Genomic DNA, 15,113 nt, shown 5'->3' with positions numbered 1-15,113 from the left:
CCTAAGCTCTACACCTCCACTTACCGATATGTAGAATTGGCAGGAAATAAGGGAGTTAGGATGGCTTTCACAACTCGTTTAATGAAATTAGATTCATTTTGTCGATATATAGTAGAGTTCTGATGTATTGCACAAAAAGACAACAGAAAAATAAAAAGGAATTTCATGAAAAAGAACACCCTAGCATTAGCAACGGCTCTCGCACTCGGAAGTGTGTTGTCTGTGGCGCATGCAAATGAAGCGGCGCAGTCGTCGGTTGAACAGGTAAACCCGAAAGCCATCACGTATCCAACCACGCAAAAAGTGGATGTTGTCGATGACTACTTTGGTACAAAAGTGAGTGATCCTTATCGCTGGTTGGAAGACGATCTCAGCCCAGAAACCGCAGAATGGGTGAAGGCACAAAATGCAGTGACGTTTGATTATCTGTCGAAAATCCCTTACCGCAAGCAGATTGAAGAGAGCATTACTAAGCTCATGGATTACGAAAAACAAAGCCAACCGTTCAAAGAGGGTAAGTTCACTTACTTCTACAAAAATGACGGGTTACAAAACCAAGACGTGCTTTATCGGCAGCTAGGTGATGGTGAAGCAGAAATTTTCCTCGATCCAAATACTTTTAGTGAAGATGGCACCACATCGTTAGCGGGAGTGAGCTTTTCACGAGATGGATCTTTAGTTGCATACAGCATTTCGGAAGGCGGTAGCGATTGGCGAAAAGTCATAGTTCTAGAGACAGAAACCAAAAAGCCCGTCGGCGAAACGCTGGTGGATATTAAGTTCAGCGGCATCAGTTGGCTCGGCAATCAAGGCTTCTATTACTCAAGTTATGACAAGCCAAAGGGGAGTGAACTTTCCGCGAAGACGGATCAACACAAGCTCTACTTTCATAAGCTTGGGACGAAACAAAGTGAAGACCAGCTGATTTTCGGCGGCTTTGAGGAAGAGAAATACCGTTATGTTGGCGGCTATACGTCGGAAGATGAACGCTACTTGTTTATCTCAGCCAGCATATCGACATCGGGTAACAAACTGTTCTTTAAAGATCTGAGTAAGCCAAACAGCCCGCTTAAAACCATTTTAGATAACACCAGTTCTGATACTTGGGTAATAGACAACCAAGGCACGAAATTGTATTTGGTTACGAACCTTAATGCGCCGAACAAACGCGTCGTGACGGTGGATGCGAGTCAGCCGCAGCCCAAAAACTGGAAAGATTTGATCCCTGAAACAAAGAACGTGTTACGTGTTTCTACCGCGGGTGGCAATTTGTTTGCGAGCTATATTGTTGATGCGATCTCGATGGTGAAGCAATACGACATGAACGGCAAACTCATCCGGGAAATCAAGCTGCCTGATATTGGTAGTGCGTACGGTTTTTCAGGTAAAAAAGAAGAAGCCGAAGTCTACTATTCTTTCACCAACTACAAGATGCCAAGCACTACGTATCGTCTGAACATCAAAGATGGTGATAGCGAGGTGTACTACAAATCTAAAGCGCCATTTGATCCAGCTTTGTATGAATCTCGTCAGGTGTTTTACACCTCAAAAGACGGAACAAAAGTGCCGATGATCATCACCTATAAAAAAGGGACACCGATGGACGGCAGTGCACCAACCATCCTATATGGTTATGGTGGTTTCAACATTAGCCTCACACCATCTTTTAGCCCGACACGTGCGGCTTGGTTAGAGCTTGGTGGTGTTTACGCGGTAGTGAACATTCGTGGCGGTGGGGAGTATGGTAAAGAGTGGCACAACGCTGGCATTCAAATGCAAAAGCAAAATGTGTTTGATGACTTTATTGCGGCGGCTGAGTACCTAATTGATGAAAAGGTAACGTCATCAAACAAGTTAGCCATTAACGGTGGATCGAATGGTGGCTTGTTAGTGGGGGCAGTTATGACGCAACGTCCAGAGCTGTTTAAAGTGGCGCTGCCAGCAGTCGGCGTACTGGACATGCTGCGTTACCATACTTTTACCGCAGGTGCCGGTTGGGCGTATGACTACGGTACGGCAGAGCAAAGTAAAGAGATGTTCCAATATCTGAAAGGTTATTCGCCGGTGCACAATGTAAAAGCGGGGGTGGAATACCCAGCAACATTGATTACAACGGGTGATCATGATGATCGTGTTGTTCCTGCTCACTCTTACAAATTTGCTGCTGAGTTGCAGTCAAAACAGGCGGGTTCAAATCCGACCTTGATTCGCATCGAAACCAATGCAGGGCATGGTGCTGGCACACCAACGCGTAAAATAATTGAGACAAATGCAGATATTTATAGCTTTGCACTGTTCAATATGGGGATAGAGAAACTGCAATAGTGCGAATCGTTTGCGTTTTTAGTTAACGAAATGCATTGGTGCTTTTGCACTCGAAAATAAAAGGGAATCACAGAGTGTGATTTCCTTTTATTTTATTGTGGAGTAACTATTCTAAATTTACCGCAAGGCTAATTAAATTAAGGTATTTGCAATTTATTACAACTCTCTTCTTTACCTGAAGAGTAATATACGATACAAATAAAACTTGATCGCGATCACCTAACACCATTGCACTCCTTATTTATATGGTAAATTTAATTAATCATTTGTTCTAATGATAATTGAATCTTCATAAGTTTTAATATTCCTTTCTTCGTAAAGCTTACCAAATTTCAAGTTATATAAGATATAAGTAGCAGTGATTGAACTTTTACGACGCTTTATTTTATTTTAATTAAAACGTCTAATGTTTCGTCATTATTAAATTTGCTTTGATAATTTATATTATCCAAAGCGAGTTGTGTTGCTTGCTATTTATGATGACCTCATGACGTGAATAATTTTATAATCATTAAAATGGATACAGTTTTATGAATTTAGTGAAACCGTCTGTTGTTATCATGGCAGCAGCCCTTCAACTCGCGTCTTCTGCTTATGCTCAGACAAATAATGACGAAGAACTACAAGATATGTCTGACCCACTTGCGGTTTACACCCAAGCGGGCTTTGGTATTACTGACAAAGGCGCGAACATCAAAATCGGTCAAACTTACCAATCTAGCCAGCCTGGCACCATGGCGATGAACATCATCGAAATGAAAGGCATTGGTGGTGAGCTATTTGGTATTCGCGACAATGACGATCCAATGTATGCCAATGTTGATGACAGCATTGACTCTTTCCGACTACGTAATTTCCAAGTAGAAGTCGCAAAAGGTCTAGGCCGTCAATTAGATGTAAACTACGATGTTGATAACGATAAATTAGATGCATCTTATAGCTTTATTCAAGGTCTACCTAAGTTTGGCATGTTGCAGTTATTTCCTTTGGCTGGTGCAGGTGTCACTATTGCTAATGATTTTAGTGGTGATGGCAAAGGTTATGAAATTCCAGGTACTTTCACCGTTGTCGGTATGTACTCAAAAATTGAATTAACCGATAAAATCTGGATTAACTACAACCCAATGTATATGCATACATTGTCAGGGTCTAGTCAATATAAAGATACTTATTACGTGGGTGAAGATAATATCTTAACTCATGAGTTTGCGTTGTCTTATCAAATTAATCCTCGCGCAAATATTCGTTACTTTGCAAACTGGAATGAGCACGTTAATTTCGGTGATGGTGATCACCGTATCGAATTTAACTACCAATTCTAACTTCCTCGTTTATTTCCAGAATAGAAAGTGTGTTTATCCATATATTTTAATATTTAGGCTAGGGCACTTTCTACATAAAGTAGGTTTATCATGAAAGCCAAATATAAATTTGCGTTGATATCTATTGCTATATCTTCTGCATTACTATCAGGATGCAAAACTGGCGATATCGCAACGAAAACTGCCCAAGCACCCTCTGTTGAAACCGTTACCCTAACCGAAACAAAAATCACTCCTTATCATACTTTTATCGGTCGAACTGAAGCGGTAAATGACGTTGATATTATGCCTCGAGTCGGTGGCGAATTAACCGCGATTCATTTTAAAGATGGCGATATGGTCGAAAAAGGCCAATTGCTGTTTGAAATCGACGACCGCCCTTATAAAGCGGCACTGGCGTATGCAAAAGCGTCGTTGCAAAAAGCAAAAGCACAACTCGTTCAAACTACGCGTGATGCAGAACGTGTGAAGAAACTCATCAAAGATAAAAGCATCAGTGAGCAGCAATACGATGACGCCATTGCCGCGCACGCCGCAGCGATTGCTTCGGTAGAAGAGGCGAAAGCGACGCTGGTTTCAGCAAGGCTCGATCTTGAATTTAGCTCTGTGCGTGCTCCTTTCTCTGGCCGCGTGGGTTTCAGCAACTTCCGAGTGGGTGACCGTATTTCGAAAATTCAACTCGTTCCTCTTGTTTCGATCACTCAAATCGATCCAATTCGCTTTGGCTTTGATGTGGATGAGAAGCTCTACCGCCGCGTAAGAAGTGCGATTGATGTGGCTCATCGTAACGATGACAAACTGGATGTTGATTTAACACTGACGCTTTCAGACGGTTCATTGTACCCGCTTGATGGCAAGATCTACGCCGTTGGCAACAAGATCGATTTAGAAACAGGCTCAATTCGAGCAGAAGCACAATTCGATAACCCAACTTACGCGCTTATGCCGGGTGAATATGGCAACTTGACCATCAAGCTGCGCAACAAAACTATTGATGGTTTGCTTATCCCATCGGCGGCTGTTCAGCAAGACCAAGCGGGTGACTACGTCATGGTGGTTGGTGATGATCACGTGGTGTCTCGTCGTAACGTTGAACTCGGTCAGACCTACGGTGTGAAACGTGCTGTGCTGACTGGCTTGGCGGCTAACGAAAAAGTCATCGTCAATGGTCTACAAAAAGTGCGTCCGGGTGCAACGGTGAAAGACGTTGAACTACAGAGTGAACAAGGCTGAGTGAGAACTGATGTTAAGTAAATTTTTCATTCACCGGCCGAAGTTTGCTTTGGTGATCTCACTGGCGATGACATTGATGGGTATGATCGCCCTGAAAGTCTTGCCAATTTCTGAGTATCCTCAAATCTCTCCGACGGTACTTACGGTGAGCACCATGTATCCGGGTGCAAACGCGAACGTGGTTAAAAAGACGGTTGCACAGCCGATAGAAGCCAAAGTCAACGGTGTTGAAGACATGATTTACATGTCTTCTGTGATTGGTAACGATGGTTCATACACACTACGTATCTATTTTCGAGTGGGCGCAGATGGCGATATGGCGCAGGTTCGTGTGAACAATTTGGTGGCGCAAGCGACGTCTTCTCTCCCACAAGAAGTAAACCAAATCGGTGTGACGGTTAAGAAGAAATCTTCCGACATGTTGGGCGTTATCACACTGCGTTCCCCGAAACAGTCTCACGACAGTATCTACCTCTCTAACTATGCGGATCTCAATATTGTTGAGCGGCTAAAACGTATCGAAGGTATGAGTGACATTACGCTGCTGGGTAAGAAAGACTATTCAATGCGCATTTGGTTGAACCCAAATAAACTGGCTACCTTGAAGCTTTCTGCTAGCGATGTTATTGGCGCAATTAAAACGCAAAACATCCAAGTGGCGGCGGGTAAGGTTGGTGGTATGCCAGCTCCGGGTGACCAGCAATATCAATATGTTTTGCAAACCAAAGGTCGCCTTACTTCTGCGGAAGAGTTCGAGAACATCATCATCCGCGCGAGCAAGAAAGGTTCTTTGATTCGCTTGAAAGATGTGGCTCGTGTCGAAGTTGGCGCACAAGGCTACGAAGCTGATGGTCGTATGAATAACGAACCAGCCGCCGTTCTGGCCTTGTATCAGTTGCCGACAGCGAACGCGCTAGACGTGATGGAACGCGTGAAAGAGGCCATGAAAGAGTACGAGAAATCGTTCCCAGATGATTTGGTCTACGACATCGCGTATGACTCTACCGAATACGTAGAGACATCGATTGATGAAGTGTACGAGACGCTAGTGATTGCGGTACTTCTTGTCACCTTCGTTGTGTACGTTTTCTTGCAGAACTGGCGAGCGACCATCATACCAACCTTAGCGATTCCGGTTTCCATTATTGCGACGTTCGCAATCATGGGCGTGATGGGCATGACCATTAACACCATCTCGTTGTTTGGCTTGATCCTCGCCATCGGTATCGTGGTGGACGATGCGATCATCGTGGTAGAGAACGTGGAGCGGGTTATCCATGAAGAGCATTTAGACCCGATTCCGGCCACGATCCAAGCTATGAAAGAAGTGACGGGGCCAGTATTGGCAACAACGCTTATTTTGTTGGCGGTATTCGTACCGGTTGCGCTATTGCCGGGTATTTCTGGTCGAATGTTCAACCAGTTCGCGGTCACCATCTGTGTGTCGGTGCTGATCTCTGCGATCAACGCATTAACGTTAACGCCAGCGCTTTGTGCGTTGATGTTGAAATCTACTCACTCGCAACCTATTGCGCCTTTGCGTGCGTTTAACCGCGGTTTTGAAGCAATAACGCGCAAATACCAAGGTTTAGTTGGCTTCTTGAGCCGCCGCATTGTACTGAGTATCGGTGTGTATGGCGCGCTTATTGCGGTGCTGGCGTTTGCGTTCATGACCGTACCTTCTTCTTTCGTACCGAACGAAGATAAAGGCGTGTTCATGGTCGAAATGCGTTTGCCAGACGCAGCAGCATTGCAGCGTACTGCACCATTAATGAAGAAGTACGTTGATGAACTAAAACAGATGGAAGGTGTGGAGAACGTGGTTTCGGTTGCGGGCTTCTCGGTAATTAACATGGCGTCGATTCCAAACTCGGGCATGTTGATCATCAAACTGGATAACTGGAGCAAACGTAAAGACCCTGAGTTACACCAACGCGCATTGATGAATAAAGTTAACCAAATGCTGAACTCAACGCCAGATGCCGCTTCGTTCGTTTTCGCGACGCCGGCAATCAAAGGCATGGGTGCGGTAGATGGTTTTAACCTTGTGCTGCAGGACAACTTGGGCCGCTCTCCACAAGAGTTGGCAAAAACAACCGCTGATTTTGTTGCCCAAATCAACCAACTGCCTGAAGTGGCACGTGCGTTCTCGATTTTCCGTGCGAACATTCCGCAACGTTACATCGATATTGATCGCGATAAAGCGATTTCGATGGGCGTACCGTTGAATGAAATCTTCAGCACACTGCAAGCACAGTTGGGCGGTGCCTACATTTCTGACTTCAACTTGTTTGGTCGTTCGTACCAAGTGAAAGTGCAAGCAGAAGAGCAATACCGTGACAACATCGACGACATCAACCATCTGTTTGTTCGCTCAAGCTCTGGAAAAATGGTGTCACTGGCAACGCTAGTGAAAGTGAAGCCGATCTTCGGCCCTGATACTTTGTCGAACTACAACATGTTCAGTTCTGCAACCGTGAACGGTGCGCCAGCGCCAGGCTACAGCTCGGGTGATGTTGTAAAAGCCATTGAAAAACTGGCTGCAGAATCTTTGCCAAGTGGTTACTCGTACGAGTGGTCAGGCATGACTTACCAAGAGATGAAAGCAGGCAACATGGCACCAATCGCGTTCGCACTGTCTTTGCTGTTCACCTACTTGTTCTTGGTGGCTCAGTACGAAAGTTGGACCATTCCTGCTGCGGTAATGATGGCGGTTCCAGTCGCGATTCTCGGCGCAATGGGCACGCTACTGCTGGTGGGACAACCGTTCGATTTGTACGTGCAGATTGGTGTGGTCATCTTGATCGGTATGTCCGCCAAAGTGGCGATTCTTATCGTGGAATTTGCCAAAGTTCTGCGAGAAGAAAAGGGCTTATCCATCATTGATGCTGCCAAAGAAGCTGCTCGAATCCGTTTCCGTGCAGTACAGATGACCGCATTCGCCTTCATCTGGGGGGTATTCCCGTTGGTGATTGCATCGGGTGCTGGTGCGGCATCTCGTCACTCACTGGGCTTTGCGGTATTCGGCGGCATGATTCTTTCTACGTTTGTAGGCACGTTGCTGACGCCAGTGTTTTTCGTGATGATGCAATCTCTGCGCGAGAAGTTTAAGCGAAAGAAACCCACTGAACTTGAGGTGAGCGAGCAATAACGCTGATTTCAACTGACTGACTCCACAACACCCCCACGCTGTGTGCGATTGGCCAATGCCTTTCATTGATATACAACCACCGTCGCAGCGTGGGTTCCCCAAACAATAATAGGTTTTAGCATGAAAAATCTTTCAAAAATCGTCGTAGCGAGCTCTCTACTGACGTGTGCTGCTGCGCAAGCGGGTGGGTTATACCTTTACGAAACAACAGCATCGGATATTGGTTTGGCATCCGCTGGTATGGCGGCTCGTGCGCAAGATGCCTCAGTAATGGCTGCAAACCCGGCTGGTCTGGCGAATGTTTCTGGTAAATCTTTCTCTGGTAACCTGATTGGCCTTTACGGTGACGCGCAACTAGACACGATGACTGGCGATGCTGGCAACGTGATTGGTTTTGTTCCTATGGCGTCGGCATTTTACAGCCAACAAGTGAACGACAAATGGACGCTGGGTATTGGTTTATATGGCAACTACGGTCTTGGCCTCGAGTACGAAGGTCTTTTGGATAATCATTTAGATATTCCTACAGCAACGACGCAAGCCTTGACCATTCAACCTTCCGCTTCTTACCGCATCAATGATCACTGGTCTGTGGGTGCGGCGCTTGGTATTCAGTACGGTATGTATGAAGTAGAAGGGACGTTGGCTAGCTCTGGCGTGCATAAAAAATACTTAGACGAAGACCAAAATACTCAGGTTAATGGCCGAGTAGGTGTGCTTTATGAGGCAACACCAGGTACGCGTCTTGGTCTGTCTTACTCTTCTGAAACCGAATTTGAATTCGACAACAGCAACTCCATTGCTCCACAACAACTTATCTTCAGTGCTTACCACGAATTGAATGATGACCTAGCGGTGATGTGGAACGTGAACTGGCAAGACTGGAGCGAATACACAACCACGCTGAACGTAGAGACACAAGACACTTACCAAATCGCATTGGGTACTCAGTACAAACTGAATGAAAAAATGATGTGGAATGCAGGTTTTGCATTCGATACCAGCATGTATGAGAGCCAATCAAACGGTGATATTACCGTTCCTACTGGCAAGGCGTACCGCATTGGTACAGGCATTGATTACACATTGGATTCAGAAAACTCAATTGGTTTCGCGTTTGAAGCGATCTTGATGGAATCGTCAGAAACGCCAAGCTTACAAGCTGGCTTTGATGAGCCTGCTCTGTACTTCATGAGCATGAGCTACAACTGGAAAAACTAATCATTCCTAATCGCTAAAACGCCTTCCTTACAGGCCATTCTACCCTAACTACCTGCACTGGATGCTGTCACGCTATCTAAGGTAGTTAGGGCGCTTCTGTCACACCCAGTGAGTGATGATTTAAAAAGTATCTGCGCGGCTAAGTGCGGGTATTCAACATCTCAAAGGACTAAAAATGAAAAATAAACTAGCGTTAGTGTGTACGACTTTGTTGGTCAGTACGCTGGCTCATGGTGCCGAGCACCGAGTAAAAGACAATAAAAACAAGTTGGCGGATGACCCAACAAAAGTCATTACGAAATTTGGCGCGTCGTACGCAAACAACTACGATTTTGATGATCAAAACATCTCATTCTCGGGCTCACTTGCGCTTGACCAAGCGCGCAAAATTAACCTGCGTATCAATGATGATGCGAGCGAGTGGCGTATTGGTGGCTCGTGGTTGTTTCCGGTCGGTATCGTGAACTTCAACTTCGGTAAAAATGAATACGTAAACGGCGCGGATCAAACCAACTACAGCGTTGGTACCTTTATGCCGCTAAGTTATTTCGGGATTGAGCCAGCAGGCTTCCAAATTTTCCCAATGGCAGGCTATACGTACAACACTGGTGATGTTCCCGTATGTGACGGTGCAGCAGGCAGCAACTGTAGCGAGCCTAACTTTACGGGCACTCCAAGTGCAGAGAATGGCTTCAATATGATGAGCTCTTCAGGCAGCAGCGGTTACGTTGGTGCATTTGCGCTGAAATCGTTTACCAAAGAGCTGACGTTAATCAGCTTCGCAGCAGGCACTTACGGCTCAGAAAACAGTGAAGGAGAGAACTACAATGGGTTCTTTGGTGGTATCGGCCTTGGTTATCTCGTGAATAAACGTCACTCGTTTAACGTAATGACGTTTGTCATGGACAACAACACCTATTTAGATGAGGCAGATAGGCGCGTCGCATTATCTTACCAATATCAATTTGAGTAAATTGAAAACGCAGCAACGATGGCTGCGTTTTTACTTTGATGGAATAAATTAGTGAATCGCGTTCTTTTCTTCGATCTTTTTCTGATATTGGTGTTTTAATATATACATGCGCTTAACATCGCTATAGGCTCCGTTAATAAAGTATTCTTCTACTAAATGGCCTTCTTCAATAAAACCACATTTCTTATATAAATGAATAGCGACTTCATTATCCACTGCGACCAATAAGTATATTTTACGTAGATTAAGAATCGAGAAGGAGTAATCCAATGCACGATTAATCATCTCTGTCGCATAACCTCGTCCTTGATGTTCTGGGGCGATGATTATCTGAAACTCAGCGCTTCGGTGAATGTAGTTGATCTCAATAAGTTCGACCAATCCAATCACTATGCCGTCTTCATCTTCAACCACAAAGCGTCTTTCTGCGTCATCATGTATATGTTTTCGGTACAGTTCTTCGAGCTCATCATAAGATTCATAAGGCTCTTCGAACCAGTAGGCCATGATATTTCGGTTGTTATTTAGTTCGTGAATAAAGCGCAAATCAGAGCGTTCTAGTGCACGCATTTTTAGGCCTTTCTTCATCATTTATCTCCAATGAGGCGGAGTAAACCTCCGCAATTGATGCTAGAAAATCTTAACGTATTTAACAAGAATAGCGCATCTGTTTTTGGGAAATATTGTGGTTTTTTCAATATGGAAACTTAGAGTTCACGCCAAATAAAAATTAATCTTTACGATAAAAAATTCGATTAGGTGGTTTGCCTAATATCATATTAAATACCGCGCAACGACTTAGTGTCTTAATCTAAATAAACAAGGTATTCAATATGTTTTCAATCGGTGACGTAGTAGTAGCGACTAAAGGTATCGATCTTGGCGAAATGGTTGTTACAGGTTTAAGCAGTGGCGGTTTTTACACACACGTAAAAGCAGGCGAGAAAACGCTAACTTACCCAGCTAAAGATCTTAAGAAAGCATAATTAAATTTGCTCACTCTTATTTCTAAACTGGCTTAAAGTTCGTATTACTTATTTTAGGCGGGTTAGAATTTATAAAAGGTAGCGCAACAAGTCGCTACCTTTTTTATCACTCTCTTTTCTAGTTTTCTTCTGTTTTATGAACCTCAACACGGTTTCTACCGGTTTCTTTGGCTTTGTAAAGGGCTAAGTCGGCGCGTTTTACGAGTGGTTCAAACGAGTCATCCAAGCTACAGACTTGAGTTACACCAATACTAGCGGTAAAGCTCATATCACGACCTGAGTGTTGAATCGTCGTAGTTTCTAGCGCATTGCGAATCGTTTCTAATGTGTTTAGGGCTTCTTGCGATGACCGGCTTCTTAGTACGATGGCAAACTCTTCACCGCCAACTCTGGCAAGTAAGTCACAGTCAAGTAGATGACTTTGAATGGTGTTGACTGCATGGATCAGCGATTTATCGCCAGCATCATGACCAAACCGATCATTAAGGCTCTTAAAGTTGTCTAAATCTAGAATAGCAACATGGAAGTCAATGCCTTGGGTACGGTATTCAGTCAGGCGGCTTTCGATTTGTCGCATGAATTCTCTGCGGTTTGGAATGCCAGTCAGATCATCCGTTGTGGCAAGATGCTCCATTTTCATAATTTGTATATGAAGAGCAATGTTTAAAGCAATCCAGTTAGCAATGCACTGAAGCTGTGCCGCTTGTTCGTTTGTATAAGTGTGCGTTTGGTGATGTGCAACATTAAGCGTGCCCAAACAGACTTTACCGTGCATTAAAGGCGCATCCATACACGTCCCCATGCCATTGGATGCCAGCATCACACAATCGACCTCATCAGATTGAGTGACATCGTCACAGATCATCAGTTGTTGTTTTTTGAACACTCGGCCAACAAAAGCTCGGTGAATAGGTACCAAGAATTCAGCCGGAATCGCTTTATTACCAGAGAAAGAGTAGACCTTTAGATGATCATCATTTTCATAAAGCGTGATACTCGCGCGGTCAGAATTGAATATACGATTTATCCATTCTGCGACAGTATCGAGCACCTGCTGCAATGTTTCCGATTGAGCTAAAAAGTGAACAAACCCTATCGGCATACAGATCGGACTTTCCATGTTCTGCATCGATAAGTCATCAGGGTTAAAAGTTCTTTCAAGTCTCAATAGACATCTCCTTGCGATGTTGCAAATACCAACAATAAGTTACACGAAGCTATTTTCAAGAAAAATGCGTTTCTACGTAAGATTATGGTTTATTTATCGCCATCTATGTGTGTTCAATTGCTTAATGTGGGCGTTAACTCACGCCTAAATGAATAAATGTTATACCTATTTATAAGTAAGTCATTACTCAATAAGGGGTGTTTTTGAGGTAGAACCAAAGAATAAGAAGCCCTTCAGGGAAGAGAAGGGCAAAGAGGGTGAACTTAGGAAAGTAAATACGTAAGCAGTGAATTAATTATCTTTGTATTTCTGTAAAATCAACTGACTGATTTGCGCGATGAGCTGGTCTCTGGCTTGAAGTGATAGCTCGGTTTCTGTGACATAGATACTAATGTAAACAGGACGATGGTTTTCCTTCCATATGATTGCGTTAATACCGCGCGAACCGTGACCACCCGCACCAGAGCGGTCGGCGATAGACCAACCTGTTGGTAATACTGAACGCATTAACGAGTCTGAAACCTTGTTGTCCTGCATCCAGATTTTTAATTGCACGCGAGACTCGTAAGACAACGTTTCTCCTTCAATCAAGGTTCGCAGAGTGTTTACCATGGCGTTAGGTGTGGTTGTGTCGCGGTTGTCTCCCGGTGTCGCTTCGTTCAAACGTGGTTCTAATCTATCTAGGCGCGTCGCTTTATCACCAATAGTTCGCAGAAACATTGTCACGGCCTTAGGACCGCCGATTTCATTCAATACTAAGTTGGCAGCAGTATTATCACTCATCAACATCGCGGCTTCACAAGCGTGTTCTACGCGTGTGTTTTGGCCTGCGAGTTTGTCCATCACTGGAGACCACACAACGATGCTGCGCTCATCGACTTTCGCGGTCGCATTTTTACTTAGCTTACCGCTGTCCATATCGCTTAGCATTGTGGCGCAAGCCAAGGTTTTGAATGTGCTCATGAGTGGGAAGCGTTCATCGCCACGGTAATCCCAGCGCTCATCGGTTTGCGTATCCCAAACCGAGACTCCAATTCTGCTTGAGGTTTGTTGTTCGATGAGAGAAATGTCTTCATTCAGTTGGGAAGCGTAACTTAGGGTTGAGCAAACCATTAGCCCAGCCAACAAAAATAACTTTTTCATGCGTCGTGTTCTTCATTTTGGTTTTGGTTCGCACTGTGGCGATGTTACGCAAACTATAACGAGCGAATACTCTAACCACTGTTAAATCCATGTCGATTTTTTGTAGGATTCTGCGCAATACCTCCAAGTTTGTTATTGACCTTAGGTCTATTGTGGGTTTACTCAACTTTACGAATATTGACGTTGCATTACGCTAGAAAAACTAAACTAGAGTTGTCGTCAATTTGAGAGTGATGTTCATGAAAACTGTACGAAATTTTGTATGGATGATAATTGCCGCCGTGTCTGTGTTGTGGTGGATGAGTGAACCGCAACTGCTTTCCTCGACCCAATTCTTCCAATGGCGCTCCGCGCTTATTCAATATTCTGGTGTTTTGTCGTTAGCTTTGATGTCTATTGCGATGGTGCTGGCGCTGCGCTTACCTGTGATAGAGCAATGGGTTCATGGCATGGACAAGGCATATCGAGTACACAAGTGGTTAGGTATAGCAGGCGTCAGTTTGGGTGTGATCCATTGGCTTATGTATAAAGTGCCGAAGTGGCTCGTTGCTGCTGGTTGGTTGGAAAAACCAGTAAAACACACTGGAGCAGGGCCATCAGGCAATAACTTCGTTGGTTTTGAGTTATGGGTTAAAGAACTGCGTGATATAGGCTTGGATTTAGGTGAGTGGGGCTTTTATTTGCTATTGGTATTGCTGGCAGTGTCACTCTGGACTGTTGTTAAATACAAACCGTTTAAGTTATCCCATCGTTTAATGGCTGTGGTGTATTTGATGGTTGCTGTTCACTCCGTTTTGCTGATCAAGCACGCGTACTGGGGCGATCCCATTCATTTTATCGCTTTTGGTTTTGCATTGATGGGCTCTGCGGCTGCCGTTTATAGCTTGTTTGGCTTTGTCGGACGAGCGAATCGCTATCCCGCCAAAGTGGTGTCGACTCGCTACTTCCCTCAAGCGCGCGTGATGGAGCTGGTTTTGGCGCCAGGCATCAACGACCAAGGGAAGCCTTGGCAAGAGCACAAAGCCGGACAGTTTGCTTATGTTCGCTTTGGTAATGAAGATCCGCATCCGTTTACGATTGTTTCAGGTGAGCACGATCCAGAGATTCGCTTTTTGATCAAAGAGCTAGGCGATTTCACTACCAATTTGTACCAGCGCGTGAAAGCGGGTAATGAGGTTGTTGTTGAAGGGCCGTATGGACGTTTAGAGTTTGATGTCAACAAGCCGCAAGTTTGGATTGCTGGTGGTGTCGGGATAGCGTCGTTCTTTGCTATCTTATCTTCATTGAAAGCGTTAAAAAGACATCCGCCAGTGCATTTGTTTTATTGCACACGTGGCTTAGATAGTCATTTAGTGGATGAACTGTGGAATGCCGCGCGTCAGGCACAAGTGAAACTGAACGTGATAGATACTGCGATTTCACCTCGACTTAATGTTGAACAAATTGCGAAGGAATGCGGCGATTTATCGCGTTATGAGCTTTATTTCTGTGGGCCGGAGGTATTCTCTCGAACCCTGAAAAAAGAGTTAGAGGCATATCGTTTTGATACAGAACACCACTATCATGAAGAGCTGTTTTTGATGCGATAATC

The 15,113-nt window shown here is 44.5% G+C and carries 11 protein-coding genes; 8 read left to right on the top strand and 3 right to left on the bottom strand.

Annotated elements, in window-relative coordinates; all coding sequences use genetic code 11:
- Window positions 1-165: 165 nt before the first annotated feature.
- The 6 genes from L3V30_RS12250 to L3V30_RS12225 all read left to right on the top strand — a co-directional run bounded on the left by L3V30_RS12250 (window position 166) and on the right by L3V30_RS12225 (window position 10,225).
- A complete protein-coding gene (locus tag L3V30_RS12250; protein ID WP_237309018.1) occupies window positions 166-2,325 on the top strand; it encodes a prolyl oligopeptidase family serine peptidase in 2,160 nt (719 codons plus the stop codon).
- A gap of 530 nt (window positions 2,326-2,855) precedes the next feature.
- Window positions 2,856-3,647, top strand: coding sequence for a hypothetical protein (locus L3V30_RS12245; RefSeq protein ID WP_237309017.1), 792 nt, complete (start codon window positions 2,856-2,858; stop codon window positions 3,645-3,647).
- A 90-nt stretch (window positions 3,648-3,737) separates the two neighbouring features.
- The gene (vmeP, locus tag L3V30_RS12240) at window positions 3,738-4,880 is read left to right on the top strand and encodes an efflux RND transporter periplasmic adaptor subunit VmeP (RefSeq protein WP_046873740.1); all 1,143 of its coding nucleotides are present in this window, start codon (window positions 3,738-3,740) and stop codon (window positions 4,878-4,880) included.
- A 10-nt stretch (window positions 4,881-4,890) separates the two neighbouring features.
- A complete protein-coding gene (vmeQ, locus tag L3V30_RS12235) occupies window positions 4,891-8,031 on the top strand; it encodes an efflux RND transporter permease subunit VmeQ (RefSeq protein WP_237309016.1) in 3,141 nt (1,046 codons plus the stop codon).
- Window positions 8,032-8,151: 120 nt separating this feature from the next.
- Window positions 8,152-9,252, top strand: coding sequence for an outer membrane protein transport protein (locus L3V30_RS12230; RefSeq protein ID WP_237309015.1), 1,101 nt, complete (start codon window positions 8,152-8,154; stop codon window positions 9,250-9,252).
- 175 nt (window positions 9,253-9,427) lie between these two features.
- Complete coding sequence (locus L3V30_RS12225; protein ID WP_237309014.1) at window positions 9,428-10,225, top strand: hypothetical protein; 798 nt, start codon at window positions 9,428-9,430, stop codon at window positions 10,223-10,225.
- Window positions 10,226-10,273: 48 nt separating this feature from the next.
- Here the strand turns inward: L3V30_RS12225 and speG are convergent, their stop codons facing one another.
- Window positions 10,274-10,813 carry a spermidine N1-acetyltransferase gene (gene speG, locus L3V30_RS12220; RefSeq protein ID WP_041853120.1) on the bottom strand — a complete coding sequence of 180 codons (540 nt, stop codon included), beginning with the start codon at window positions 10,811-10,813 and terminating at the stop codon, window positions 10,274-10,276.
- A gap of 245 nt (window positions 10,814-11,058) precedes the next feature.
- Here speG and L3V30_RS12215 point away from each other — a divergent pair, with 245 nt between their 5' ends.
- On the top strand, window positions 11,059-11,211 hold the full coding sequence (locus L3V30_RS12215) for a hypothetical protein (RefSeq protein WP_005375418.1): 153 nt from the start codon (window positions 11,059-11,061) through the stop codon (window positions 11,209-11,211).
- Window positions 11,212-11,329: 118 nt separating this feature from the next.
- On the opposite strand, the gene L3V30_RS12210 is transcribed toward L3V30_RS12215, so the two are convergent.
- The gene (locus tag L3V30_RS12210) at window positions 11,330-12,331 is read right to left on the bottom strand and encodes a sensor domain-containing diguanylate cyclase (RefSeq protein ID WP_226977544.1); all 1,002 of its coding nucleotides are present in this window, start codon (window positions 12,329-12,331) and stop codon (window positions 11,330-11,332) included.
- A 339-nt stretch (window positions 12,332-12,670) separates the two neighbouring features.
- Window positions 12,671-13,522 carry a carbenicillin-hydrolyzing class A beta-lactamase CARB-57 gene (locus L3V30_RS12205; protein ID WP_005391263.1) on the bottom strand — a complete coding sequence of 284 codons (852 nt, stop codon included), beginning with the start codon at window positions 13,520-13,522 and terminating at the stop codon, window positions 12,671-12,673.
- Window positions 13,523-13,761: 239 nt separating this feature from the next.
- Between L3V30_RS12205 and L3V30_RS12200 the strand changes: the two genes are divergently transcribed.
- Entirely contained in the window at window positions 13,762-15,111 is a 1,350-nt protein-coding gene (locus L3V30_RS12200; protein ID WP_237309013.1) for a ferric reductase-like transmembrane domain-containing protein, read from the top strand.
- Window positions 15,112-15,113 lie beyond the last annotated feature (2 nt).

The sequence above is a fragment of the Vibrio sp. A1-1 genome, assembly GCF_021728175.1.
GTDB classification, from domain to species: Bacteria; Pseudomonadota; Gammaproteobacteria; order Enterobacterales; family Vibrionaceae; genus Vibrio; species Vibrio diabolicus.
Note: the sequence above shows the minus strand (reverse complement) of the source record. Positions and strands in the feature narration are given on the sequence as shown.